The 23672-nt window shown below is 44.6% G+C and carries 24 protein-coding genes; 13 read left to right on the top strand and 11 right to left on the bottom strand.

Annotated elements, in window-relative coordinates; all coding sequences use genetic code 11:
* Window positions 1–74: 74 nt before the first annotated feature.
* Both ACFSYC_RS04785 and ACFSYC_RS04780 read right to left on the bottom strand, forming a co-directional pair.
* Entirely contained in the window at window positions 75–557 is a 483-nt protein-coding gene (locus ACFSYC_RS04785; protein ID WP_377124078.1) for an NADH-quinone oxidoreductase subunit B, read from the bottom strand.
* The gene (locus ACFSYC_RS04780) at window positions 550–1164 is read right to left on the bottom strand and encodes an NADH-quinone oxidoreductase subunit A (protein ID WP_377124076.1); all 615 of its coding nucleotides are present in this window, start codon (window positions 1162–1164) and stop codon (window positions 550–552) included. The genes ACFSYC_RS04785 and ACFSYC_RS04780 overlap by 8 nt, the downstream gene beginning before the upstream one ends.
* Here ACFSYC_RS04780 and ACFSYC_RS04775 point away from each other — a divergent pair.
* A complete protein-coding gene (locus ACFSYC_RS04775; RefSeq protein WP_377124074.1) occupies window positions 1163–2377 on the top strand; it encodes a BaiN/RdsA family NAD(P)/FAD-dependent oxidoreductase in 1215 nt (404 codons plus the stop codon). The genes ACFSYC_RS04780 and ACFSYC_RS04775 overlap by 2 nt on opposite strands.
* A gap of 28 nt (window positions 2378–2405) precedes the next feature.
* Window positions 2406–3581, top strand: coding sequence for a glycosyltransferase family 87 protein (locus ACFSYC_RS04770; protein WP_377124072.1), 1176 nt, complete (start codon window positions 2406–2408; stop codon window positions 3579–3581).
* A gap of 98 nt (window positions 3582–3679) precedes the next feature.
* On the opposite strand, the gene ACFSYC_RS04765 is transcribed toward ACFSYC_RS04770, so the two are convergent.
* A complete protein-coding gene (locus ACFSYC_RS04765) occupies window positions 3680–4357 on the bottom strand; it encodes a hypothetical protein (RefSeq protein WP_377124070.1) in 678 nt (225 codons plus the stop codon).
* A 72-nt stretch (window positions 4358–4429) separates the two neighbouring features.
* Here ACFSYC_RS04765 and ACFSYC_RS04760 point away from each other — a divergent pair, with 72 nt between their 5' ends.
* Window positions 4430–5449: a threonine aldolase family protein gene (locus ACFSYC_RS04760; protein ID WP_377124068.1), complete on the top strand. Its 1020-nt coding sequence runs from the start codon at window positions 4430–4432 to the stop codon at window positions 5447–5449.
* A 42-nt stretch (window positions 5450–5491) separates the two neighbouring features.
* Here the strand turns inward: ACFSYC_RS04760 and ACFSYC_RS04755 are convergent, their stop codons facing one another.
* On the bottom strand, window positions 5492–6520 hold the full coding sequence (locus ACFSYC_RS04755; protein WP_377124066.1) for an aldo/keto reductase: 1029 nt from the start codon (window positions 6518–6520) through the stop codon (window positions 5492–5494).
* A 304-nt stretch (window positions 6521–6824) separates the two neighbouring features.
* On the opposite strand from ACFSYC_RS04755, the gene ACFSYC_RS04750 reads away from it, so the two are divergent.
* Window positions 6825–7910, top strand: a complete 1086-nt coding sequence (locus tag ACFSYC_RS04750) for a DNA topoisomerase IB (protein WP_377124064.1) — start codon at window positions 6825–6827, stop codon at window positions 7908–7910.
* Here ACFSYC_RS04750 and ACFSYC_RS04745 read toward each other — a convergent pair.
* The 3 genes from ACFSYC_RS04745 to ACFSYC_RS04735 all read right to left on the bottom strand — a co-directional run bounded on the left by ACFSYC_RS04745 (window position 7907) and on the right by ACFSYC_RS04735 (window position 11271).
* On the bottom strand, window positions 7907–9118 hold the full coding sequence (locus tag ACFSYC_RS04745) for a carboxypeptidase-like regulatory domain-containing protein (RefSeq protein WP_377124062.1): 1212 nt from the start codon (window positions 9116–9118) through the stop codon (window positions 7907–7909). The two genes, ACFSYC_RS04750 and ACFSYC_RS04745, sit on opposite strands and share 4 nt — an antisense overlap.
* A 123-nt stretch (window positions 9119–9241) precedes the next feature.
* Window positions 9242–10903, bottom strand: a complete 1662-nt coding sequence (locus tag ACFSYC_RS04740; protein ID WP_377124060.1) for a M56 family metallopeptidase — start codon at window positions 10901–10903, stop codon at window positions 9242–9244.
* Between the two features lie 5 nt (window positions 10904–10908).
* Window positions 10909–11271: a BlaI/MecI/CopY family transcriptional regulator gene (locus ACFSYC_RS04735; RefSeq protein ID WP_377124058.1), complete on the bottom strand. Its 363-nt coding sequence runs from the start codon at window positions 11269–11271 to the stop codon at window positions 10909–10911.
* Window positions 11272–11373: 102 nt separating this feature from the next.
* On the opposite strand from ACFSYC_RS04735, the gene ACFSYC_RS04730 reads away from it, so the two are divergent.
* The 3 genes from ACFSYC_RS04730 to accC all read left to right on the top strand — a co-directional run bounded on the left by ACFSYC_RS04730 (window position 11374) and on the right by accC (window position 14391).
* Complete coding sequence (locus tag ACFSYC_RS04730; protein ID WP_377124056.1) at window positions 11374–12216, top strand: SDR family oxidoreductase; 843 nt, start codon at window positions 11374–11376, stop codon at window positions 12214–12216.
* 64 nt (window positions 12217–12280) lie between these two features.
* Complete coding sequence (locus tag ACFSYC_RS04725; RefSeq protein ID WP_377124054.1) at window positions 12281–12814, top strand: c-type cytochrome; 534 nt, start codon at window positions 12281–12283, stop codon at window positions 12812–12814.
* A gap of 98 nt (window positions 12815–12912) precedes the next feature.
* A complete protein-coding gene (gene accC, locus ACFSYC_RS04720) occupies window positions 12913–14391 on the top strand; it encodes an acetyl-CoA carboxylase biotin carboxylase subunit (RefSeq protein WP_377124052.1) in 1479 nt (492 codons plus the stop codon).
* Between the two features lie 62 nt (window positions 14392–14453).
* Here accC and ACFSYC_RS04715 read toward each other — a convergent pair whose 3' ends face one another.
* Window positions 14454–14924, bottom strand: a complete 471-nt coding sequence (locus ACFSYC_RS04715; RefSeq protein ID WP_377124050.1) for an NUDIX domain-containing protein — start codon at window positions 14922–14924, stop codon at window positions 14454–14456.
* 43 nt (window positions 14925–14967) lie between these two features.
* Here ACFSYC_RS04715 and ACFSYC_RS04710 point away from each other — a divergent pair, with 43 nt between their 5' ends.
* On the top strand, window positions 14968–15552 hold the full coding sequence (locus tag ACFSYC_RS04710) for a riboflavin synthase (protein ID WP_377124048.1): 585 nt from the start codon (window positions 14968–14970) through the stop codon (window positions 15550–15552).
* Here ACFSYC_RS04710 and ACFSYC_RS04705 read toward each other — a convergent pair.
* Complete coding sequence (locus ACFSYC_RS04705; protein ID WP_377124046.1) at window positions 15538–16707, bottom strand: tetratricopeptide repeat protein; 1170 nt, start codon at window positions 16705–16707, stop codon at window positions 15538–15540. The two genes, ACFSYC_RS04710 and ACFSYC_RS04705, sit on opposite strands and share 15 nt — an antisense overlap.
* Before the next feature lie 94 nt (window positions 16708–16801).
* On the opposite strand from ACFSYC_RS04705, the gene ACFSYC_RS04700 reads away from it, so the two are divergent.
* The gene (locus ACFSYC_RS04700) at window positions 16802–17092 is read left to right on the top strand and encodes a hypothetical protein (protein ID WP_377124044.1); all 291 of its coding nucleotides are present in this window, start codon (window positions 16802–16804) and stop codon (window positions 17090–17092) included.
* 146 nt (window positions 17093–17238) lie between these two features.
* Here the strand turns inward: ACFSYC_RS04700 and ACFSYC_RS04695 are convergent, their stop codons facing one another.
* On the bottom strand, window positions 17239–18198 hold the full coding sequence (locus ACFSYC_RS04695; protein ID WP_377124042.1) for a helix-turn-helix transcriptional regulator: 960 nt from the start codon (window positions 18196–18198) through the stop codon (window positions 17239–17241).
* Between the two features lie 43 nt (window positions 18199–18241).
* On the opposite strand from ACFSYC_RS04695, the gene ACFSYC_RS04690 reads away from it, so the two are divergent.
* The 4 genes from ACFSYC_RS04690 to ACFSYC_RS04675 are packed head-to-tail and all read left to right on the top strand — an operon-like array spanning window position 18242 to window position 20741.
* Window positions 18242–18670, top strand: a complete 429-nt coding sequence (locus ACFSYC_RS04690) for a putative signal transducing protein (protein WP_377124040.1) — start codon at window positions 18242–18244, stop codon at window positions 18668–18670.
* Window positions 18671–18680: 10 nt separating this feature from the next.
* Window positions 18681–18917, top strand: a complete 237-nt coding sequence (locus ACFSYC_RS04685) for a hypothetical protein (RefSeq protein ID WP_377124038.1) — start codon at window positions 18681–18683, stop codon at window positions 18915–18917.
* A gap of 40 nt (window positions 18918–18957) precedes the next feature.
* On the top strand, window positions 18958–19974 hold the full coding sequence (locus ACFSYC_RS04680) for a N(4)-(beta-N-acetylglucosaminyl)-L-asparaginase (protein ID WP_377124036.1): 1017 nt from the start codon (window positions 18958–18960) through the stop codon (window positions 19972–19974).
* Between the two features lie 11 nt (window positions 19975–19985).
* Window positions 19986–20741 carry a copper homeostasis protein CutC gene (locus ACFSYC_RS04675; RefSeq protein WP_377124034.1) on the top strand — a complete coding sequence of 252 codons (756 nt, stop codon included), beginning with the start codon at window positions 19986–19988 and terminating at the stop codon, window positions 20739–20741.
* 25 nt (window positions 20742–20766) lie between these two features.
* On the opposite strand, the gene ACFSYC_RS04670 is transcribed toward ACFSYC_RS04675, so the two are convergent.
* Complete coding sequence (locus ACFSYC_RS04670; RefSeq protein ID WP_377124032.1) at window positions 20767–23622, bottom strand: TolB family protein; 2856 nt, start codon at window positions 23620–23622, stop codon at window positions 20767–20769.
* Window positions 23623–23672 lie beyond the last annotated feature (50 nt).

Raw genomic sequence — 23672 nt, 5'->3', positions numbered from 1 at the left:
ATTGTGCAAGTTTACCGTTAATCTTTCAAAAATGGATAAGGAATTTGATATGAAGTATGTGTCAACTCGTAATTTTAAACGCTAATCAGCTGCTCACCCGCTATCTTTTTTTGCAACTCAAGTATGGCGCCAATCAAAGCTTCGGGGCGTGGGGGGCAACCTTGTACATAAACATCCACAGGTATAACCCGGTCAACGCCTTTAACCACGTGGTAGCCATGCTGCCAGTAAGGGCCGCCGCAGTTTGAGCAGGACCCCATAGAGATTACATACTTAGGCTCGGGCATTTGCTCGTACAAACGTTTAATACGCTCGGCCATTTTAAAGGTAACGGTGCCGGCTATAATGATAACATCAGACTGACGGGCCGATGGCCTTGGAAAAACACCAAGCCTGTCCAGATCATACGTGGATGCGTATGCGCCCATCATTTCTATCGCGCAGCAGGCGATACCAAAACCCATTGGCCACAATGATGACAAACGCGACCAGTTAAGCAAATCGTTTAATTTGGTGACAATAACGCCACCGCCTTCGCTGTTTATATCGTTACTCATCGGCTGGTTTTTTAAAGGCTGGTTTAAACATTGGTTTTCTTATCGGCACCGCGTCTGTCGGTGGAGCGGCAGCAGCGGCCAAAACAGATTGCGGCAGCAAGGTCTCAGTATCAAATGGGCGAACTTTAAATACGCTTTGTTCTGCGTTTACATGATCATACAACGATGCCGGTATGTTAGTATTACTGGTTGGTAACTCAACTTTTGGTTTTATCCAATCCAAGTCGCCTTTGCACCAAACGTAAACAAGGCCCAGTATCAATATCCCCAAAAAGATAAACATTTCTGCCAGTGAGAACCATCCCCAGCGTGCATCGGCAGCGGCAATTTCATGACTGCCGAATACTGTAGCCCACGGAAAAATGAAAACCATCTCCACATCAAACAACAAAAATACCAGGGCAATAACGTAAAAACGTGAGTTAAAAGGTAGCCAGGCATTACCGGTAGGTTCCTCGCCGCACTCGTACGTGGTTAACTTCTCGGCAGTAGGATTATGAGGGGCTATAAGGCGGTTTACAAAAAATAAAGCACCTACGGCGATAATTCCGACAATTAAAAAGATAAGTATCTTACCAAATTCAGATATTTGCGCTACTTCGCCCATGTCGACAAATTTAATAAAACAAACAGATTTTGATGCTATAATTATTGGCGGAGGTGCCTGCGGACTAATGTGCGCCGTGCAAGCCGGCTTTTTAGGCAAGCGCACGCTGATATTAGAGAAGAATGATAAGGTAGGCGCCAAAATCCTCATTAGTGGTGGCGGGCGTTGTAATTACACTAATCTGTACTCATCACCAAAACAGTTTATATCTCAAAATGAGCACTTTGTAAAATCTGCGTTTGCGCAGTGGACGGTTGATGATACCGTTAGTTTTTTTGAAACTTATGGCGTTAGCGGTAAGGAGAAAACCTTAGGTCAACTCTTTCCGACCAGCGATAAGGCCCGCGATGTTGTCAAAATTTTTACAGATCTGTGTCATGATCTTGGTCAGATAATTAAGTGCGAAGCTGAGGTTAAGAGCGTTGAACAAACAGGAAACGGTTTTGAGGTTGTGTATGAGCAGCACGGCCGAGAAGTGCGGGTAGGTGCTACTAATGTGATTATAGCAGCCGGTGGCCTGCCCATACAAAAAATGGGCGCTACAGATTTTGGCTTGCGCACCGCCCGTAAGTTTGGGATGAAGATAGTAGATACCGCCCCCGCGCTGGTACCGCTAACCATCACTGGTAAAGATCAGCAATGGTATGAGCAGTTATCAGGCAACGCTATATTTTGCCGTGTGTGGAACGACCAGGCAAGCTTTGAAGAGAATATCCTTTTTACCCATTGGGGATTAAGCGGGCCAGCCATATTGCAGATTTCATCGTACTGGAAAGCCGGGGAGTTTATAAATATTGACCTGTTGCCCAATGAAAATATAACCGAACTAATACTACAGGAACGTGAGCTAAACGGTAAGAAAAGCCTGCTTAATTACTTAGCTACCATATACACCCGTAAGTTTGCCGAGGCTTTAGAAGGGTATTTGCCTATTGATAAAAACCTGGCATCGTTAAGTAAAGCCGACCTGGAAACAATAGAAGATCTGATCCATAATTTTAAGGTTAAGCCCGCCGGCGATAAGGGGTATGATAAAGCCGAGGTGATGCGTGGTGGGGTATCCACCGATGAGCTATCATCAAAATCGCTTGAAGCAAAGAAAGTACCCGGCCTGTTTTTCGGTGGTGAATGTGTTGACGTTACCGGTTGGTTAGGTGGCTATAACTTTCAATGGGCCTGGGCCAGCGGCTTTGTTATCGCCCAGAATATTTAGCGTCTGATTTTTATGTATAATTGCTAACATGTCAAAAAGGGTCCTCAAGCTAACCGGTTATCAATGGGTGTGGGTTTTGTATATTGCTGTGGCGATATTCACCAGTGTGCTCAAATACTCGCGTAATATTGACAATAACTACAAGATCTTCAGAGCATCATACGGCCACGCCCGCGAGGAGAAAACCCTGTACGGCTTTTACCCGCAAGAGTACGGCGACGAGTATTTTTACGGTCCGCTTTTTACGGCTATTATAGCGCCATCGGCCTTATTGCCACACTTTTGGGGCTTTTTGCTGTGGGAGGTAGCTAACGCGATAATGATATTGGTAGCTGTACACCTGCTGCCTTTCACGCTACGGCAGAAAACCCAGCTATTGTTACTCTGTGCTATAGAATACGCCAATTCTATCTTTTACATGCAGGCTAACCCTGCCATAACGGGCATAATATTGCTAAGCTTTATACTGGTGGAGCGGGGGCGCGAGAAATGGGCGACCCTGTTTATCGTGCTTGGCGCGCTGATAAAGCTATACCCCGTTATAGGGTTAACTTTCTTCCTGTTCTCGAAGAACAAAGGCCGCTTTGTGGTATGGACAGCAGTTTGGTCGGTTGTGTTTTTTACCTTGCCAATGCTGATTAGCAGCCCTGAGTTTGTGCTTAATTCCTACCCGCAATGGTTGAGCGCGCTGCATGGTAAGGTGGGCCTGAACGCCTATTTCGATTCTTCGCAGGATATTTGCGTGATGGGGGTAGTGCGCCGTATTACAGGTAATATCAATATACCCAACCCGCCGATTATCATAGCCGGGGCTATATTGTACCTGCTGCCATTGCTGAGATTTAGCCAGTACAAATCGTTTAAATACCGAATAATGATGTTGGCATCGGCCTTGATATTTATAGTGATATTTAGCACCGGGGCAGAACATCCTACCTTCATCATTGCCGTAATGGGCGTGTTCATTTGGATGCTGGTGCAAGACAAGCCTTACACCACCACCAATATCATCCTGATCGTGCTAACGTTGGTGATAACCGGACTGGGACTAACAGACGCCATGCCCAGGTTTATCCGCGAGCCATACATCGCCAGGTACTCCGTGAAAGCCTGGCCGGTGATAGTTATTTGGGGGATAATTATTTATCAGCTTTTAACAGAAAAATTCGTAGAAAAAGACGGTAAACTAGTAGTGCAGAACTAGTTATACAGCAGTAAAACAGCAGTAGTTTGCCAGTAAAAGGCGAGTAAAAGCAGGTGGTTTGCAAATCGTTTCCCTTTTATTAAAAGCGCCGTTAAGTTTTAGTGCGATGCTGCCACCTGGTAATAATATTCAATCAATTTGCTAATTGTCTTTGTACCGAATTTTTTGGTTTGGATTTTTTCGACCACGTCGGGCTCATCGCCCATAATCTCGGTCATTACGTCTACGAAGTTTTCGTCAGTGACGGGTTTCATTTCGGCAGTGTTTACGCCATAAAAGTATAGTGCCCTGCCGCTGTGGCCACCACCGCCACTACCGCCGCTGTTACGGCCAATCGGTATAGAGATGCCACCACTCATGCCGCCGCCAAAACCGCCGCCACCGTTAAAACCACCGCCTGTACCGGCACCCGCGCCAATGCTGATCCCCGGCTTAAAGCCGCCGCCGCCACCGCTGTTGCTTCCGCCAATAACGGCAAACAAGCGTATCGGCGCATCAACAGCAACATGTACAAAATCCAGTCGGTATTTTGACCAACCCTGTGGGGCAGCCACAATAAAGCTATCGCGGCCTGCAACAAACGACCGCAGATCACTGGCGCTTAGGGTCATGGGTTGTGCTTTGGCATCTTCTTTATAACCAATAAAGGCTTCATCTTTAATGGGCCCCTTACCGCCGGGATACAAGCTGATTAGTCCGGTGCTTTTGGTGCCTTTAACATCGTAAAAAGCCCCCGGCTGCCAGTTTTGTGATTTTGCTGTTAGAAACAGCGACATCAAGAATAAAATGATTAAAATTGGACGCATAAGATTCAAAAATACAAATAACGCATTTTTAACAAATTTAATATGATTACTGTCGATCTGCGCAGCGATACCGTTACAAAACCAACGCCCGGCATGTTAAATGCCATGTTTAACGCCAAAGTAGGCGACGACGTTTTTGGCGAAGATGAAACCGTAAACGCCCTGGAGGAAAAAGCGGCGGCCATGTTTGGTATGGAAGCTGGTATTTACTGCCCGTCGGGCACCATGACTAACCAAATAGCCATTAAATGCTTTACCCAACCGCTGGACGAGTTGATTGCCGACCAAACCGCGCACGTTTACCGTTACGAGGGTGGGGGCATAGCCTTTAATTCGGCTGTATCACCCCGTTTGCTGAATGGCCCCCGCGGCATACTTACTGCTGACATGATTGAGCCCGAGATCAACGCGGATAATATACACTACCCACATACCAGCCTGGTAGTGTTAGAGAATACGGTAAACAAAGGTGGCGGCAGTTGTTATACATTAGAACAGATCAATCCCATTGCTCAGCTTTGCCGGGCAAAAGGCCTTAAGCTGCATTTAGATGGCGCGCGGGTTTTTAACGCCCTTGCCCATACGGGCGATAAGGCTGTAGGTTATGGTCAATATTTCGATGGTATTTCGGTTTGCTTGTCAAAAGGTTTGGGTGCACCGGTAGGCTCGGTACTGCTGGCAGACAAAGCAACTATAAAATACGCCCGCCGTATCCGCAAAGTATTAGGTGGTGGCATGCGCCAGGCTGGCTTTTTAGCTGCTGCGGCTATCTATGCCTTAGATAATCATGTAGAAAGGTTAAAGACTGATCACGCCCATGCTGCTATATTAGCCGAAGCGCTATCCAAATCATCTGCAGTAAGCCAGGTGCTACCTGTTGAAACCAATATCGTTTTATTTGACACCATTGACACTGCCGAAGCTGTACTGCAAAAATTAGCAGCGCAAGGCATCCAGGCTATGTCGACAGATAAACACCGGATCCGTTTTGTGCTGCATCTGGATGTGCAGCCTGAGCAGGTGGAACATGTTGTTAAGGTAATTGGTTCATTAGCTAATTAGTCCATCGGTATATAGTATACCGATGAACTATTGATTGGTAAACTACTTAACCAGGCGGTCGCCCATTTGTCTTTCCACCATCCAACCGGGATATGCAGGTGGTAATGCGCTGATCTGATCAATGCGTTTCAGTTCGCCATCAGTTAAGGTAATCTCAATTGATTTGAGGTTATCATTTAATTGGTCAATGGTTTTTGCGCCAATAATGGTGCTGGTAATGCCCTTCTGCAAGCGCACCCATGCCAAAGCCACTTGTGCTACCGATGCCTGATGTTCTTTGCTGATATCGCCCAAAACATCAACTATATCATAAGCTTGCTCTTTGTTGATAGGCGGAAAATCAAACTTGTCCCGGCGTGAGTCGCCGGTCGACTCGTTTGAACGCGTATACTTGCCGGAAAGGAAACCACCTGCCAACGGGCTCCACGGCATGATAGCCAGGTTTTGATCCTGTGCTAAAGGCACAATTTCGCGTTCAATGTCTCTGCCCGAAAGCGAATAGAAGTACTGCAGGCCAACAAATTTATTCCAGCCATTTTTTTCGGCGATGCCTTGCGCTTTCATCACCATCCAGGCCGGCCAGTTACAAATGGCAATGTAGCGTACCTTACCCGTTAACACGATATCGTTAAGTGCGCGCACCGTTTCTTCAACAGGCGTAAGCAGGTCTGCACCATGCACATATAAAAGGTCGATATGGTCAAGCTGCAACCGCTTTAAACTGGCATCAACAGACTGAAAGATGTTAAAACGGCTTAAGCCAACATCGTTAACATCTTTGCTCATACGCCCGCGCACTTTTGTAGCTATAATGAGGCTGTTACGGTTAAGACCCAGATCAATGATGGATTGGCCAAGTAAGGATTCCGATTCGCCAAACGAGTATACATTGGCCGTATCGATAAAGTTAATGCCCGAATCGATAACGGTTTTCATCATATCGTTAACCTCGCCCTGCTGCACCTTACCAATGTCGCTCCAAATGCCGCCATTGCTGCCCCCAAAGGTCATGGTACCAAAACAGATCTCGGACACAAAAACGCCTGTGTTGCCTAAAAGATTGTATTTCATATAAGTTGTATGGTTTGATGTGAATTAATAAGTATAAAATTGGCAATAGTGTTTTCATTATTGGTCAGAGCGAGGTAAAGACTTTAAATTCAAATCAAATTTTATATGTCCCCTTTTCGCCAAAGAAGGAAACTGCTGTCCAGTCCCCAACTTTCGAGATCATCAAGTGAGTCCCCGCGGCTAAGTCTGAACTAAGATTTGTAGGATAAAAGATTACAGGATTGCTAAACGTGCAATATGTACACCTCTTAATCATAAAAATCCTGGTCCCAAACTTATTTCATTTAAAACGGTTATTACCCCCATGAACCGCCTGGTAAAAAAACTCGAAAAAATTGGTCGCGACCCTAAAACCACCGCTATAGCGGTAGGCTTGCGCTATGTGGCCGACTCAACGCCCGGCTACACCCGCAAAAAAGCCGGCTCGGGCTGGAGTTATCTGGATGCCGATGGCAAGGTGGTTAAAGACAAAGAGCTCGTCCAGCGGTTTAATAAGCTGGTTATTCCGCCTGCCTATACTACAGTCTGGATCTCGCCTTATGAAAACGGACACCTGCAGTTTACGGGCGTCGATGCGGCGGGACGCAAGCAATATCGCTATCATCCATATTGGAATAAAATCCGCAATCAATCCAAATATCATCGCTTGCAAACTTTTGCCGCGCATTTACCGGCCATCCGTCAACAAATAGATCAGGACCTGGCCCGAAAAAATCTGGATCATGATAAAGTGGTGGCCCTGGTGGTGCGCCTGATGGAACTGACCAGCATCCGTATAGGCAACGAATCATACAAAAAACTGTATGGCTCTTTTGGCCTTACCACCCTGCAAGACAGGCACGTTAAGATAGAGGGGGCAAATATGCGTTTTGAGTTTAAAGGCAAAAAGGGTGTGTTTCATAAAGTGTCGCTGCAAAGTCGTAAACTGGCCAAACTGGTGAAGCAATGCCGGGATATCCCAGGTAAGGAGCTGTTTCAGTTTTATAATGATAATGGCGACCGTTGTACTATTGGCTCAGGCGATATCAATACGTATCTAAAAAACATCACTGGCGAAGATTTTACCGCTAAAGATTTCAGGACTTGGGCAGGTAGTGTGAGCGCCCTGTATGCCTTTAAAGAAGCCGGCGAGTTTGAAACACTTACCGAATGTAAACGGAAGATAATCAGCGTGCTTGACGAGGTTGCTATTAACCTGGGCAATACGCGCACAGTTTGCAAAAAATACTATGTGCATCCTACCATAATAAAGACTTATGAGGATGGGAAATTGTTTAACTATATCAATGTACTTGATGAAGACAAGGAAGAACAAGCAGCCGAACTGAGGTTGGCAGAAAAAGTTTTGTTAGAGATACTGGATAAGGAGAAACTGGCAGAGGCCAGTTAATTATTAAACCAACCTGGTATATAATCTTCCGGTAACAGTTTCATGATCCTGAAATCCCATCCACCCTCAAAATACAAATTGTTCCGTGTTAAAGTTATTCCACGTTTATCATACAAAACCGGTTTTTGAGGATCCTGCAAATTAAAGGCTGAAACTTGCCAGGTACCTGCTTCGTTAAAACGATACAGGTTGTCAAAGTTATTTTCCTGAGGTTTACCTTTGTAAATAATGTACAAACTACCATCAAATTGCAAAGCGTTAAATCCCGGTTGGGATGATGTTTTTACTATTTCCGCGGTAGAAACGGGGGCATTACTAAGCTTATAATTTAAATGGGGCCTGGCTGATAAGCTGGTCCATTTATTGAGCGAGTCGGTAGCATGGTTACCGGTACCGCTTTTTATCTGCTCAGATAACAGTTTGATCTTGTTGCTGATCACACTATCGGGCGGACGGGCCGGGTTTGGTGTTCTTATGAGTCGCTTTATAATGAATTTACTTTCCACATACTCACCCGGGTTTAAAGTGGTTAAAAAATGCCTGAATGAGCCATCATAAGCATACGCCCGGTTTTGCTTCCATTGATCTTCAAAGGTTCCGTCACCCTTTAATTGTTCAAATGTCACATTCCCATCATAACCCATTCTGTGGGTATCATAATTAGCTAAGAACTCCTTCACCAGGAAACGCAGCTTATATCCCAGTACATAGTTTTCGATGTCTAAAAAATCGTCAGAACTGGCATGCAGGATATTGGTCGTTTTGTCAAATTTAAGGTTAAGCGCTTCCTGGTTGAGTATTCTGCATAGCTTATCATTGTTAGTACCCAAAAATGCCCACTTAAACATCTCCAGGTTTTTGGCCCAGTCGGCATCCAATCTTACCGTTACTTCCTTCAGATCAATACTTTTTGCACTCAATGCTACTGTAAAATCCTCGTTGTCTTTAGTAAGTGAGACATCAAACCGTTTAGTGGTATAGCCAACATAGCGTACCATTAAGGTATAATCACCCGGCGGCAAATTTGAAAACCGGTAGATGCCTTCGGCATTGGCCTTTGTGCCTGAGGTAGTGTTGGCAATATATACGCCGGCATCAGGCAGCGGTTTCAAAGTAGCCGAGTCGATTACCCTCCCGGACAGCCGAAGCTGTGCCGAGGCACAAAACGCCATCAGCAAAAAGATAATATTTAATATACCAATTTTCATAGATAGGCCTAATTTTTAGTCAAATACACTCCTCTGTTTAGCTTGGCCCTATAAACTTACCAAAAAATCACACAAAAGGCGGGTCCTTTCAGAACCCGGCCTATCATAGGTAGGTGATAAGGTTTATTTATTCTTTTTTGTGGTAATAAAAACTACACCGTTTTTAGCTTTGTCGCCATATTGGTCGGTCATTTCTTTATTGGCATCTTTTACTTGTATTTTTTCGATCTCTGACGCCGGTAACTTTTTCATTTGTTTTTCGGTTGCTTCTTCGCCGTCAATAATGGTAAGCTTACCCGCAATAGTAGTTGCCTCCGAGCGATTGTTGTTTAAATTGCTTTTCGCGGTGTAGCTGTAAGTTACCGTTGGGTTTGCTGCAAACTCTTTAAGGTTAACATTTTGATTGGCCTTGATCTTACTGGCACGGAAGGTTGTGTCATTATCATTATTGTAGCTAAATGAAAAACTTACGGGCTGTTGTACAAATTTCAATTCGCCATTTACTTTTAAGCCAACTACTTTCTGGGCAGGGCCATTTGCTTGCTGAATGTGAATATCTTTTATGTTGGGTGCTAACTTAGCAAGTTCTTCCTGTGTTGCAACTTTGCCGTTAATGATGATTGTAGCCGAGTCAGGGCGGTATTCCCAGCGTGTAGGCACGGTTTTTATGACGGTGTCGGCAGCTTTGTTATCGTTTTTTGGAAAAAAAGCGTAAGGAACGCCGATAGGTAAGTTAATCCCTTTTATACTTAAAAATTGAACTTTTGATTCGATTTTGGTCGTGTCCTTACTTGTTTGATATTTAATTTTTGAACGTTTTGCGGCAGGTGCTATCATTTCATCTTTTTTAGGCTCTGTAGGTTTAATATTTACTGTTTCGCTGATAAACTCAGTCAGCTGTTCGCGATTGTTTTTGATCAGCTCTGCTTTTGAAAAGCTGAAAACCATTAACAGGACAACAACCATTGGCACCAGTACAGCGTACCGGGTTAGGTTTAGGTTCGAAGATTTTTTTGTGTTCATCATTTTGATACGTTTTTTTAGTGTAGAAAAATTAAAGTGATTGCTAATGCCAACCGTTGTAGTGCCGGCAATGCTTACGTGTAGCAAGCTGTATTGGTAAGCTTTGGTGTCGGTGCCTTTTTGCAATACCTTACGGTCAGTTATAAATTCAATGTTTTCGCGCACGGCTCGTTTCATGAGCCAAACACCCGGGTTAAACCAATAAAATATCACGCTGAATTCGGTAAGTAGTATATCCAGCGTATGCCATTGTTTAACGTGCACATGCTCATGTTCTAAAACGCTGTTCAAGTCGGCCGCTTCTATATTACCGGGGTTAAGGTAGATGTTCTTCCAGAAGGAGAAAGGACTAATGTCGGCGTCAGTTACACGCACGCTATATTGTTGTATAACGGCCGGCGTAGATTTGCGATAGAGTTTGTAAAGTGATAAAAATTGTATTAACAATCGCATTGCAAATACCGCTGCACCAAGCCAAAATAGTATAATGGCCCATAGCCAGTAGGCGGGTTGCTCCATAATTTGCTGTGATGCCTGCCAGTTGATAGCAATTACCTGCACCGGCGCCGCTATCTCCTGGTGACCGGCAAGCAAATCATTCACATCTATCAATGGGTAAACTGATGATAAAACAATGGCGCCTACCAAATATATACGGTTTAGCGTATAAAAAGTAAGTTTGCGCAGCACCAGGTAATAACCCAGGCAAAATATAATGAGCGCTAAGTTTACTTTGAGCAAAAAGATAAATAATGCGGGCATGGCTACTATTCTTTAGGGTTTTCAATCAGGTTAATGATCTCTTTTAAGTCGCTGGCGCTGATCTTTTTATTTTTGGCGAAAAAGGTAACCAGGTCTTTGTACGAGTCTTCAAAATAGTCGCTCACAAAGCCGTTCATAAAGCGCTTTTTGTATTCTTCTTCTTTTATAATGGCTTTGTACCTAAAGGAGTTCGCAATTTTTTCGGCGCCCAAAAAGCCTTTGCGCTCCAGGTTTTTTATGGTTGATGCCAGGGTAGTGTAGGGTGGTTTAGGCTCGGTAATGGTATCTAAAAAATCTTTTATAAAACCTTCGCCGTGCTGCCAAACGGCCTGCATAGCTTCTTCTTCTTGTTGCGATAATTTCTCCATAGCATTACGATTGTTTCGTAAATCTACGACTATCTCGTAGATATCCAAATTTATTTTCCTATAATTCTGAAAATAAGGCTACTTTTAACATAATTTAACACCATGGCAACCATTACCACTGTTATAACCGGCGCCACATCAGGCATTGGCGAGGCCACGGCTATTGCGTTAGCAAAGCAAGGCCACGCATTACATTTATTAGTTAGGGATATTGAAAAAGGCGCGGCCCTCAAGCAAAAGCTCATAGCAGACACCGGCAATAAAAACATCCATGTTATTAAATGCGATTTGGCTGATCTGGCCAGTGTAGCTCAAGCCGCTGATGAGTTAAGCGGCAAGCTCTTTAATATCAATGTGCTGATTAATAATGCCGGCGGTATGTTCAGTAATTATGCAACCAGTAAAGACGGCTTTGAAATGACCTTCGCTTCAAATCACCTGGGCCATTTTTTACTGACGGTGCGCCTGATGCCGTTGTTACAAAGGGGGCACGCACGCGTTATTAACGTAAGTTCTGATATGCACCAAACCGGCAAGCCACGGTACGGTAATTTGAAAAGCCCTGAAGGTTATTCTGCAGTTAAAGCTTATAGCGATAGCAAGCTGTTCAATATATACTTCACCAAATCATTGGCAGAGCGATTTGCTGACAGCGGCGTAACGGCCTACGCGCTGCACCCGGGCGTAGTTAAAACCCAGTTTAACGCAAAGCTGAGCGGGTTTTTGAAATTCTTTTTCTCCTTGTCTGCACCTTTTGCTATCACACCCGAAAAAGGGGCAGATACATCTGTATACCTTGCTACAGCCCCTAAACTGGCCATCAAAAGCGGATCATACTATATTAAACGTAAAGCAAAGGCCACCGCAGCAATAGTTAATGATTTAGATGCCCGTAATAAACTGTGGGCTTTGAGTGAAGAATTTGTAGCTCCGTTTAAAGTGTAAGAGTCCTTCAAAAAAAATAATGTTGCAACATTGAAAGTATTGATTTACTTTAGATGACTTAACCATGACAATAATGCTTCTTAATAAAAAACTACTTATAACTGCCAGCCTTTTATCAGGCGTGATACTTTTAGCCTCGATGACGTTGCAGCAGCCCCAAGGGCCCGAGCCTAAGTTGATGAATATAAAAGTACTACCTAAAAAACTTACTTTTAAACAAGTAGATCATATTATGGATCAATGGTCGGCAGCCTTGGGTGTACGTTGTAACTTTTGCCATGTGCGTAACGAGGAAACCCGTAAAACCGACTACGCCAGCGATGCAAAACCTGAAAAACAAATGGCCCGCGACATGTATAAAATGACCGCCAAGCTTAACAGCAAATATTTTAAAGGCGAAAACGACTCATTAGGCGTTGCTAAAATGCTAAGTGTAAACTGTAACACCTGTCACCGTGGTGTAGCTCACTTAGAGCAGGCAACCTGGCCATCTCGCGGTGGTGGTGCTCCAAGGCCGCAAGGTGCTCCGGGTCAGGGCGGTCCGGGTGGCGCGCCGCGTCCGCAGGGTACTCCGCCGGCACAAGGTGGGGCCCGCTAAGCCAATAGAAAATAAAATGAATGCCTCCGCAAAACGGGGGCATTTTTGTTTTCGGGGATGTTGTGGAGGATTAAACAAATCTGCTACATTTGTTAGGTATGCAAAAAATATTGGTAGCCAATAGGGGCGAGATAGCTTTAAGGGTAATGCGTTCAGCGCGCGAAATGGGCATTAAAACGGTTGCGGTATATTCTGCTGCTGATAGGAATGCCCTGCACGTCAGATACGCTGACGAAGCTGTTTACATCGGCGAAGCGCCATCAAATCAATCATACCTGGTTGGCGATAAGATAATCGCCGCCTGCCGTCAAACCGGGGCCGAAGGCATACACCCGGGCTATGGCTTTTTGAGCGAAAACGCGGCATTTGCCCGCCAGGTGCGCCAGGCAGGTTTGATTCTGATCGGGCCATCGCCGGAGGCTATGGAAGTGATGGGTAATAAGCTGTCTGCCAAAGCAGCGGCAATGAAATACAACATCCCCATGGTGCCTGGTACGGAAGAAGCAATTACCGACGTTAATGAAGCAAAAAATCGTGCGGTTGAGGTGGGTTTCCCAATATTAATTAAAGCGGCCGCCGGTGGTGGTGGCAAGGGCATGCGGATTGTTGATAGCGTGGCCGATTTTGAAGAGCAAATGCAACTGGCCGTGTCCGAAGCTACATCGGCTTTTGGTGATGGGTCCGTTTTTATTGAGCGTTATGTATCATCGCCAAAACATATTGAAATACAAATTTTGGGCGATACGCACGGCAATATTATCCACCTGTTTGAACGCGATTGCTCCGTACAGCGCAGGCATCAAAAAGTGATAGAAGAAGCGCCATCAGCGACCTTAACACCCCAGATCCGCGAAGCAATGGGCAAATGCGCGGTTGATGTAGCACGCGCTGTTAACTACACAGGTGCAGGCACTGTTGAGTTTATTATGGATGCGCAGCTCAACTTTTATTTCCTGGAGATGAACACGCGCCTGCAGGTTGAGCACCCGGTAACAGAAATGATTACCGGTATTGACTTGGTAAAAGAACAAATACAGATAGCCCGTGGCGAAGCAATCAGCTTTAAGCAGGAAGACCTGAAAATAATAGGCCACGCGGTTGAGCTGCGTGTGTACGCCGAAGATCCAGCCAATAATTTTTTGCCAGATATTGGTACGCTGCAGACCTACATCACCCCAAAAGGCCCGGGTATACGCGTTGACGACGGTTTTGAGCAAGGCATGGAGATACCGATCTATTATGACCCTATGATAGCCAAATTGGTTGCTTATGGCAAAGATCGCGCAGAAGCCATTGCCCGCATGACACGCGCCATTGACGAATACCAGATTACAGGCATTACTACTACTTTAGGGTTCGGTAAGTTTGTAATGCAGCACGAGGCTTTTAAATCAGGCAACTTTGATACGCATTTTGTAAAGAAATACTTTACGCCGGAAGTGCTGCAAGCAGACGATGAAGACGAGGCACGCATTGCAGCCCTGTTGATGCAACAATTGCTAAGCGCCGCTAAAACAACGGTAGATAATGTAGCGGGCGATGAATCTGATTGGGTTAAAAAGAGAAGAGTAATGTAGAGAAGGAATGCTTTGCGTCTAATGTAAAGGCTGCATGGTTTGGGACACAAGGCATTGCGTCTCTACGGGTTCAGAATCGTAACTAATTCATCAACCAACGGCGCCTGCGCCGGGTTAAGCTTCAACTTAGCCTCATCAACCCCGAACCATCCACCACGATCTATCTCGGCGAAGCTGGCCTGTTTGCCTGATTTGGGCGGCCACTCCATCTCAAAAAAATTACTGACAATCTTCCCGGCATCAATATCACCTTCGACTGCCCATGCATGTATGGTTTTGCCGCTTTTTAATTTTACCGGCGATAGTTTTATTAAGTTGTCTCCGGTAACAGGCTGGCCCGTCTCTTCTTCAAACTCGCGCTTGGCAGCCAGTAGCGGGTCCTCATCCGGCATAAACTCGCCTTTGGGGATTGACCATGCGCCGGCATCTTTGTTTTTAAAAAATGGCCCCCCGGGGTGCACAATAAACAGCTCTAACAGCTTGTTAATGTTGCGGTACAGTAAAATTCCGGCGCTTTGGTTTGAGATATGCATACGTGGTAGATAAACCTTAATTAATATAATTAGTTTTGCCTTTATGTTTACCGGAATAATAGAAACCTTAGGAAAAATTGTTGATCTGCAAAAAGATCAAAGCAATCTGCATATCACGGTTGAGTCGGCTATATCAAACGACTTAAAGATCGACCAGTCTGTAGCGCATAATGGCGTTTGCTTAACTGTGGTGGCTGTAGCCGATGGGATCCATACTGTAACCGCTATTGACGAAACGCTAAGCAAAACCAGCCTGGGACACCTAAAGATTGGCGAGCCGGTAAACCTTGAACGCTGTATGCAAATGAATGCCCGCCTTGACGGCCATATTGTACAAGGGCATGTCGACCAAACAGCAATTTGTACCGAGCTTAAAACCCTTGACGGCAGCTGGGAGTATACTTTCGAGTATGATGCCGCCACCGGCAATGTAACGGTAGAGAAAGGCTCTATCTGCGTAAATGGTATTAGCTTAACAGTTGTAAACTCGCGGGCCAATAGTTTTTCGGTAGCAATTATTCCCTACACTTTTGAGCATACCAATCTGCACAATGTTAAGGCAGGCACAGCAGTTAACCTCGAGTTTGACATCATCGGCAAATACGTCGCCCGGTTAATGAATCGTTAAAACAGTTTTCTTGTTTAGTTCGGCTACGCGGGCGGTGCTGTAGTCCTTGTATTTTTTTTCCTTCTCGTCTGTATCAGCGGCTATATATTTTTTGTAATACTTAAGGGCGGTCTTTTTATCTTTAAGTTTAGTATCATGCATGGCTGCCAGGTAATAATAGGTAAGTGGTTTTTCTTCGTACAACAATCCTTTCTGGTAATTTTCTTTTGCTTTTGTAAACAAGCCCAAGGTTTCATAGCTATCAGCAACTTCGTTAAAATAGGTGGCGGTGCCTTGCGATGTACTTAGCTTTATAGCCTTCTTAAAGTAGGTAATGGCTTTTTTTGGATCTTTTAATAACTTATAGCAAGCCGCAATATAGTAGGCGCTTAACTCGCTTTGATCAGTTTCGGGGATAGCTTGTAGCATAGCGATACCACAGTTGTAATTTTTTGCATAGAAATATCCTATTCCTAACTTTGATAGGGTAGACGTTGTGCTGTCGCCTAAAAGTAATAGCTGCTCGCCGGTTTTAACGGTTTGCTTCCATTTGCTTTCGATGTAGTTTAGTCTTAGCAGCGCTTGCTGCAGTGTTATATTTTCTGGGTCAGCTTCTATAGCGACGTTCAAAACCTTGTCGGCTTTTAGAGGCTCATTCAAAGCGATATACACATCGCTCAAATCAGTCGCCACATCTGCATCGGCAGGATTTACTTTATTGGCCTTTTCAAAATAATAGGCCGCAATCTTAAATTCGCCCTTGATTTTGTTAATCTGTCCCAAACGGTTATGACCATTAAAGTTTAGGGTATCTAAAGCAACCAGCTTTTTAAAATAAACCTCGGCCTTAGGGTTGTTACCTCTGCGCTGGTTGATGTTAGCAAGATTGAATAGTACCGAAACATTGCTCGAATCTTTATCGTAGATCCGTTGGTAATAGCCCTCGGCTTCGGGTAGCAATCTTGCCATATTTGCCGAGTACGCCAATCGCGATAATTCTTTCGAATCTGCTACAGGTTCGGCATAAGTGCTTTTTAAATAGGTCAATGCTTCGGCATAACGTTGGCTTTGGTAATATTCTAAAAGCAGCGCATCATCTGTTTGGCGGGTTTGTTGCGCCCGGCAAAATGTGGCCGTTATAGCTATAATTATCAAGGTGATGAAGGCAGATTTCATTAAACTAAATTATTAGTTTAAATTGATAATTCCAAATGCGGAACGATTTTTGGTTAGTAGTGATGTACTAATAAGTATAATTTAAATATAACGTATGGATACTTTAAAGAAATTTGGACTGATGGAGAAAATCGTCCATGAATTAGAAGACTTGAAAAACAGTCAAACTGCTATCATAACCAAACTGACAAAAATTGAGGTTGACAATATGGACCTTGGCGATAAAAGATTAGAAAAGGTACTACCTGACATGCACCAAAGGGTTTCGGATAATCTTGATTCTATTGCCGGATTGCTGGAAGATTTTGCAAATCAAACAGATCAGTTTAGCAATAAAAACAATGTTACTGCTTTAAAAGAGCAGGAAGCTATAGATAATTTGTAATAAAACAGGCCCTGAGAAATCGGGGCCTGTTTTATTATAAGCAATTTGTCATTTCGAACGTAGAGAGAAATCTATACATCTACAGGTCACCGACCTGTCAATGTATAGATTTCTCCCGTTGGTCGAAATGACATTCTTTTTAAGGGCTAGTAGGTCACAGAAAAATTTCGTTGCAATAACCGCTCTGTTAAATCGCGCACGCGGTCCTTCAAGCTATCAGGGCTAATAATCTCTGCGCTTTCGCCAAACATCATATACCAGCGGGCAAAGCCTTCCAATGAGCTGGTTAAAAAGGTCATCTCCATGCTGTCGCCAATTCTTCTTTCTGAGATAAAGCCGCTAAAGTATTTATGATTTTCCAGATGGGGATGCGCGTTCTTATCTACCATAATAACTACGGCTTCCAGCTCAGCCTTATCATGGACGGTTTGGGCTATGTATTCTTTAAGCGCCGGGTGTTCGTCTTTATAGTGCTCATCAGTTACTTCCAGGTTTTTTATACGGTCTACCCTAAAATCGCGGTAAGCCTTACGTAATCTGCAAAATGCTATGAGGTGCCAATAGCCCGACTGAAAAAATATCCCTATAGGCTCAATATATCGTTTGGTATGTTCCTGGCTGTGCTGGGCAAAGTAGTTTAATGTTATTACCTTTTTTTGCGCTATGCTATACAGTATGGTTTGGATGTGATCATTATTTGCCGACTCGGGCATACGGACGGTTTTAAAAACTTTAATCCGGTTGTCCATGCTTTCCAGCAAATCCTTTTCCGTTGTTTTTAATATCGCCCTAACCTTATACATGGCCGATTTATAGTTCGCCGTGGTCGACGCGTCTGTCAGCGTCTCCACAAACTTTTCGGCAGTTAAAAACGCGGTAGCTTCTTCTTTAGTAAACATCACTGGTGGCAAGCGGTAACCATCCATTATAGAGTAGCCTACACCGGCTTCGCCAATTAGGGGGATGCCGGCTTCTTCCAGTGTCTTTACATCGCGGTACACGGTGCGCAGGCTAATATTAAACCGCTCTGCAATATCAGCGGCTTTAACAACCCTGCGCGATTGTAGCTGAATTAAAATGGCTGAAATACGGTCGATGCGGTTCATTACTGCCAAATTAAAAAAAAGCTAGTACATTAGTTCTTTATTTATGAAAGATAAAATAGTAACCCTGGACGCTTATTATAGCTTAATGGAGGCCGAAATAATCCGTGGGCGACTGGAAGCCAACGATATTAGCTGCTTTATAGCAGACGACAATATTTTGGCCAGCAATCCGGCTTATAACCAAATGATAGGCGGTTTTAAGGTTAAGGTGTTTGAGCACGATATTGACGCCTGTCGCAAAGTATTGGCAGAGGAGGTTATTGTACAAGATGGTGGAGAACTATGGGCTTGCCCTGATTGCGCGTCGACAAACGTATTTTATGGGCCGGCACCATTAATACGCAACTGGTTTTACATCGTTGTCGCGCTTTTTACCGGTGGTACCTATCCACCTTATTTTAACAGGACATGGATTTGTAAAGATTGCGGAGCAAATTTCAAGCTGTTAAAAGAAGAACCTATAGAAAACTAAATATAAAACTATGAACGACGACGAAAAAATTATTACGCTTGACACCTATCTGGACCTGATGCAGGCCCAGATTGTATTGGCTAAATTAGAATCAGGGGGGATAGCCGGCTTTATGGACGAGAATGCGGCCGGGGTTTACCCTTTATTTGCCAGCGGCTTAGGCGGCTTTAAAGTAAAAGTATTTGAGCGCGATCTGGAAAAATGCCGCGAAATACTATCGCAACCCGAGGAGCCATTGGCAGAATAGCGTTAGCTATAAATACTAAGGATATTTTTTATATTGCGTTATGTATAATCGTCGCAAATTTATCAGGGTATCATCAGTAAGCGCGTCGCTGGCAGCGTTGTCTGCCTCGGCTATGGCCAAGTCTGTTTTAAAAGCGCCCGCGCAAACTTTGCCCATTGTAATTTCAACCTGGGATTTTGGCGTTGCTGCTAATAGAGAAGCCTGGAAAATTCTGTCGAAAGGTGGCCGCGCGCTTGATGCCGTTGAGGCAGGCGCTAAGATCCCCGAGGCTGATATGAATAACCATAGTGTTGGCCGCGCCGGCTATCCTGATCGTGACGGACACGTTACCCTTGATGCCTGCATTATGGACGAGAATGGCAACTGCGGCGCAGTAGCAGGTATGGAAAACATAGCCCACCCCATATCTGTAGCCCGTTTGGTGATGGAAAAAACGCCGCACGTAATGCTGGTTGGCGATGGTGCCAGGCAGTTTGCTATTGAGCAGGGTTTTAAAAACGAAAAGCTACTGACGCCCGAATCTGAAAAAGCCTGGAAAAAATGGCTGGTTACGCACGAGTACAAACCGGTAATGAATATTGAAAACCAACGCCCCGGCGATAAATACAATCACGATACCATTGGTATGCTTGCTATTGATGCTAAAGGCAATATATCAGGCGCTTGTACTACCAGCGGCATGGCCTGGAAAATGCACGGCCGCGTAGGCGACAGCCCCATTATAGGCGCGGGGTTATACGTAGATAACGAAGTAGGCGGCGCAACCTCGACCGGGGTGGGCGAGGAAGTGATCCGCAACGTGGGTAGCTTTTTGGTGGTCGAATTGATGCGCCAGGGGTACTCGCCAAGGGACGCCTGTAAAGAAGCCTGCAAGCGTATCATCAAAAAGAAACCTGAAATAGCTAAAGAAATACAAGTAGGCTTTTTGGCGATCAATAAAAAAGGCGAATATGGCGCATACGCCCTGCATAAAGGTTTTACCTATGCTGTATGCGACGCTAAAAAGCAGGACCTGCTTATCCCCGGCGAAAGTCACTACGCCGATGCTAAAGGCTAATTTTATTACCTATGATAACATTAGAAGTTTGTGCTAATTCGGTTGCTTCGGCACTCGCCGCGCAGGAAGGCGGCGCTGTAAGGGTTGAGCTTTGCGATAATATGGCAGACGGCGGCACTACGCCATCGCCGGGACAGATCACCGTGGCACGCAAACTATTAAACATCAAACTATATGTAATTATACGCCCCCGTGGTGCTGATTTTTTATACAGCGATATCGAGTTTGACAGCATGGTTGCCGATGTACAATACTGTATTAACGCAGGCTGCGATGGTATAGTAATAGGTATGTTAAATGCCAATGGTACTGTAGACAAGGAGCGTTGTGGCAAACTGGTACAGATGGCTAAACAAGCCGGTTTAGGGGTAACTTTTCACCGCGCTTTTGATATGTGTGCAGACCAGGCTCAGGCTTTAGAGGATATCATTGAGCTGGGCATTGAACGGATATTAACTTCTGGTGGTAAAAGCACCGCTTTAGAGGGTTCGCGCGCAATTGCCGACCTGGTTAAAAAAGCTGATGGCCGCATAGCTATTATGGCAGGCAGTGGTATTACCGAGATAAACGTTGCTGATCTGGTATTATTTACCGGCGTATCAGAAATACATGGCACGCTGCAAACCCGCGTGCAAAGCCGAATGCAATACCATAACGATCATATTGTTATGGGGACCAATTTTGGCGATGAATACGCTGTTGATGTTACCAGTCTTGATAGAGTGAGAGAGACAATTAAGAGGGCCAATCAGGATCCGCAGGGATAGTTAATCACTCCATGGCTGGTTGCTTTTAAAAAAAGCTTACCGGTAACACCAGTTCTATTACATTAGGATTTGATCCTCCGAAAATATTTTTATCTAGCAAACGGCTGTAGCGTACACCAAATGTCAGCGGATGCTGGTTAAACCACTTGGTGTCAAAGTATAATTCGGCACCGGCAGAACGGAAATTGCTTGAAGTGCTGCGTGTTTCGGTAACCGTTGAAGTCCCTTTAATGGTTTTAACCGTATAAAAATAGCTGCCGTGGGTTTGATCATAAAACGCGTTAGCTCTTACACGCGTAATGTAAAGCAGGTTGGCAATGCCGGCATCAGGGTAGGCTATAGGGAAGTGGTAGTTAAAGCCAAATTTATCCTGATTGAATAAATTTTCGGCTACATAACCGCGGCTAAACGGAAAGTTATTGGTGAAGCTGAATACATTGTCTTGCCCGCTTTGCTGGTGGGCCAGGTTGGTTACAAAGCTGTGATTTTTAAACAAGCCCGGCAGAAAAATATTGCCGGCTAAAAATAACTGGTTAGCCTTTAAACCGTTAATAGCCTGCCTGTAATCCACCGTGAAGGTTTGGCCCAGGCGCGGGTAAATATTTTGTCGGGCCTGTTGTATATGGTTGCTAAAGCTTATGGTGTTGCTTACATAAGTGTATGATCGGTTCAATACGTTGGCGTATACCTCTTGAAAAGCCGTTTTGCTGTAATGCAACGAGCTGCCAAATGTTAGTCCCGAGATGTTTTTGCCGCCGCTTAAATTTAGCGGTACCTGCAAGCCGCCATGAAAATCAAGCTCATTCCAATACACATTGATGTTTTGTACAAGTAAACGCCTGTCTACCGTATAGTCAAACCCGGCAGAGATAAATGGGAATAGCCCAGCGTACACCACATCAAACCCGGTTTCTTTATAGCCTTCATTGCGGTTATAGTTAAACATCACCTGCGACTGGAAGGTGTTTAAAACGTTTTCGCCCTGCAAAGCAACGGTGTAGTTAGGGTCGCTAAAAGTTGGCAAAAGGCTATGGAAATTAAATAAGCCGGTAGTTTTTCTGTACGGTTTTATAGCAAAGGTATCTGCAGGCATTGATTCAAGGATACTTGCTGCCGAATCTTTTGTAAGTGATGTAATGCCCATATCCGGGGCGTCGTAAACGCCGTTATCTATCCGCTCAATAAGTCGTGTGTCTTTTCTGTCTGCCTGGTTGATACGGAAACCGTAAGCTGTGGGGGCTACCCAGGCTATCTTATTAAGCGTTGATGCCGGTTGGTAAAAACTTAACTGCCCGTTGTGCGCCGGCGATTGCAATTCAAACAAGTTGTAGTCTTTCAACAAAAACATCCTGTCCTTAAGTTCATAAGTACGGGTAAACAGTATGCCATCACTCTTAACTTTTGTGAAGCCAACCGGTGTGCCAGATCCTCCTGCAAACTTTCTTTCGCCGGTTTGTATGTCGGTCAATACTATGTTTACAAAGCCTACCGAATCGCGCGAGGTGGATACGATGGTTTTATCGTCATAAAACTGCGGGTAGGTATGTGTGTATTTTTTAGGGTTAGCAAAAGCGGTTATCAATTTACCGGTCACAGCATCTAAAACGTGCAATTGGCTTTTGCCACTCATGTCCATTTGGACGGCAACAATGCGTTTGCCATCGGCGCTAAAAGCAGGCGAGAAGTACCGTCGTTTGTGGGTGATACGATGTTCTAAACCGGTTTGAAGGTCAAGCAGCATCAAATCATTGTACATGCGGTTACCCCAACGGATATCAGGCTTGTAAGTAGTATATATTACTTTGCCGTTGCGATAGCTGAAATAATGATCTAAACTAACGCTCATGGCACCCACCTCATGCTCTACCTCACCAGTGCGGATAACAAAATGGGGCCGCTGCGAGTAGGTTGATTTCACGTAAATAATGGTGGTATCATTAATGTAGGCAGGGTATTCTTCATCTACAACAAAATGCTGGGCTTTCTTTGTCGGCTTAACTACACCATCAGCTTTAAATTGCTGTTTAAAATGGTTAAACGCTTCAGTTTGGAAGATTTTATAATTAACACCCGCATATTTTTTAATAGCCGATTGAAATGGATAGATAGGGCTTTTGAAGGCAGCCGCGTCGTGAGTTACTTTACTCCAAAACAGGTCGCCATATTTTTCGCGTCCGTAAGCTACCATGATGTAGCCAAGCGGATAGTGGTTAGGCACATAATCTACAAGCGAGCCGTTACGCAGCTTCATCCAGCTATAGTCTTTACCCGCTGTCCAAAGCGACCGGAAGCTGTTAAAAAAGTAAGGTAAACGGCCACGGCCCTGGCGGCTTACCAAAGTTTCATTATATACGGCATCGCCCTCAAAAAACCAGTTCGGTATAGCGATGTCATTACCTAGCGCCTGCCCGGCCTGGCCAAAAAGGATGCTTAAACCTTTAGACAGGCCGACGTTAAAGTTATTGTACTGCTGCACGTGCCTAAACTCATGTATAGCCAGTTGGTCCGGCCATGACAGGGTGCCCAGCTCAAAGCTATTTTGATCGGGTGTTAAATAAAATTCGCTGCGAAAGGGGGCTAAACCCACGTAGGCATTTGATATTACGGTTTGATGTTGAAGTAATATATTGACCTTTTTTTGCTTGTTGCCAATGGTAGCAACAGTAAGGCTGTTCATATGCGCTATGACGTTGGCAATGCGCTGGGCGGTAGAGTCAAGCCCCTTTGAAAAAATTACCCTGGCCGTTGGTGTATTGATCTGGTTCCACTTAACAGATGGTGGGTTGCCGCCGATTTGCTGGGCGCTCGCAATATAGCTTACCAATACCAGCAGCATGGTAAGAACAATGTAGGGGGATTTTTTAGTAATATAATTTAGCATGGTTATGCAAGGGCAATTTGCAAATAAATAAGCCAATTCACAATAACATG

The sequence above is a fragment of the Mucilaginibacter antarcticus genome, assembly GCF_042686155.1.
In the GTDB taxonomy this organism is placed as follows: domain Bacteria; phylum Bacteroidota; class Bacteroidia; order Sphingobacteriales; family Sphingobacteriaceae; genus Mucilaginibacter; species Mucilaginibacter antarcticus.
This window is presented reverse-complemented; position numbering and strand designations above follow the sequence as displayed.

Excerpts from the sequence above, each read along its gene's own strand:
- ACFSYC_RS04785 (WP_377124078.1), bottom strand. The coding sequence starts at position 557 with ATGAGTAACGATATAAACAGCGAAGGCGGTGGCGTTATTGTCACCAAA.
- ACFSYC_RS04775 (WP_377124074.1), top strand. The coding sequence starts at position 1,163 with ATGTCGACAAATTTAATAAAACAAACAGATTTTGATGCTATAATTATT.
- ACFSYC_RS04780 (WP_377124076.1), bottom strand. The coding sequence starts at position 1,164 with ATGGGCGAAGTAGCGCAAATATCTGAATTTGGTAAGATACTTATCTTT.
- ACFSYC_RS04770 (WP_377124072.1), top strand. The coding sequence starts at position 2,406 with ATGTCAAAAAGGGTCCTCAAGCTAACCGGTTATCAATGGGTGTGGGTT.
- ACFSYC_RS04765 (WP_377124070.1), bottom strand. The coding sequence starts at position 4,357 with ATGTCGCTGTTTCTAACAGCAAAATCACAAAACTGGCAGCCGGGGGCT.
- ACFSYC_RS04760 (WP_377124068.1), top strand. The coding sequence starts at position 4,430 with ATGATTACTGTCGATCTGCGCAGCGATACCGTTACAAAACCAACGCCC.
- ACFSYC_RS04755 (WP_377124066.1), bottom strand. The coding sequence starts at position 6,520 with ATGAAATACAATCTTTTAGGCAACACAGGCGTTTTTGTGTCCGAGATC.
- ACFSYC_RS04750 (WP_377124064.1), top strand. The coding sequence starts at position 6,825 with ATGAACCGCCTGGTAAAAAAACTCGAAAAAATTGGTCGCGACCCTAAA.
- ACFSYC_RS04745 (WP_377124062.1), bottom strand. The coding sequence starts at position 9,118 with ATGAAAATTGGTATATTAAATATTATCTTTTTGCTGATGGCGTTTTGT.
- ACFSYC_RS04740 (WP_377124060.1), bottom strand. The coding sequence starts at position 10,903 with ATGCCCGCATTATTTATCTTTTTGCTCAAAGTAAACTTAGCGCTCATT.
- ACFSYC_RS04735 (WP_377124058.1), bottom strand. The coding sequence starts at position 11,271 with ATGGAGAAATTATCGCAACAAGAAGAAGAAGCTATGCAGGCCGTTTGG.
- ACFSYC_RS04730 (WP_377124056.1), top strand. The coding sequence starts at position 11,374 with ATGGCAACCATTACCACTGTTATAACCGGCGCCACATCAGGCATTGGC.
- ACFSYC_RS04725 (WP_377124054.1), top strand. The coding sequence starts at position 12,281 with ATGACAATAATGCTTCTTAATAAAAAACTACTTATAACTGCCAGCCTT.
- accC (WP_377124052.1), top strand. The coding sequence starts at position 12,913 with ATGCAAAAAATATTGGTAGCCAATAGGGGCGAGATAGCTTTAAGGGTA.
- ACFSYC_RS04715 (WP_377124050.1), bottom strand. The coding sequence starts at position 14,924 with ATGCATATCTCAAACCAAAGCGCCGGAATTTTACTGTACCGCAACATT.
- ACFSYC_RS04710 (WP_377124048.1), top strand. The coding sequence starts at position 14,968 with ATGTTTACCGGAATAATAGAAACCTTAGGAAAAATTGTTGATCTGCAA.
- ACFSYC_RS04705 (WP_377124046.1), bottom strand. The coding sequence starts at position 16,707 with ATGAAATCTGCCTTCATCACCTTGATAATTATAGCTATAACGGCCACA.
- ACFSYC_RS04700 (WP_377124044.1), top strand. The coding sequence starts at position 16,802 with ATGGATACTTTAAAGAAATTTGGACTGATGGAGAAAATCGTCCATGAA.
- ACFSYC_RS04695 (WP_377124042.1), bottom strand. The coding sequence starts at position 18,198 with ATGAACCGCATCGACCGTATTTCAGCCATTTTAATTCAGCTACAATCG.
- ACFSYC_RS04690 (WP_377124040.1), top strand. The coding sequence starts at position 18,242 with ATGAAAGATAAAATAGTAACCCTGGACGCTTATTATAGCTTAATGGAG.
- ACFSYC_RS04685 (WP_377124038.1), top strand. The coding sequence starts at position 18,681 with ATGAACGACGACGAAAAAATTATTACGCTTGACACCTATCTGGACCTG.
- ACFSYC_RS04680 (WP_377124036.1), top strand. The coding sequence starts at position 18,958 with ATGTATAATCGTCGCAAATTTATCAGGGTATCATCAGTAAGCGCGTCG.
- ACFSYC_RS04675 (WP_377124034.1), top strand. The coding sequence starts at position 19,986 with ATGATAACATTAGAAGTTTGTGCTAATTCGGTTGCTTCGGCACTCGCC.
- ACFSYC_RS04670 (WP_377124032.1), bottom strand. The coding sequence starts at position 23,622 with ATGCTAAATTATATTACTAAAAAATCCCCCTACATTGTTCTTACCATG.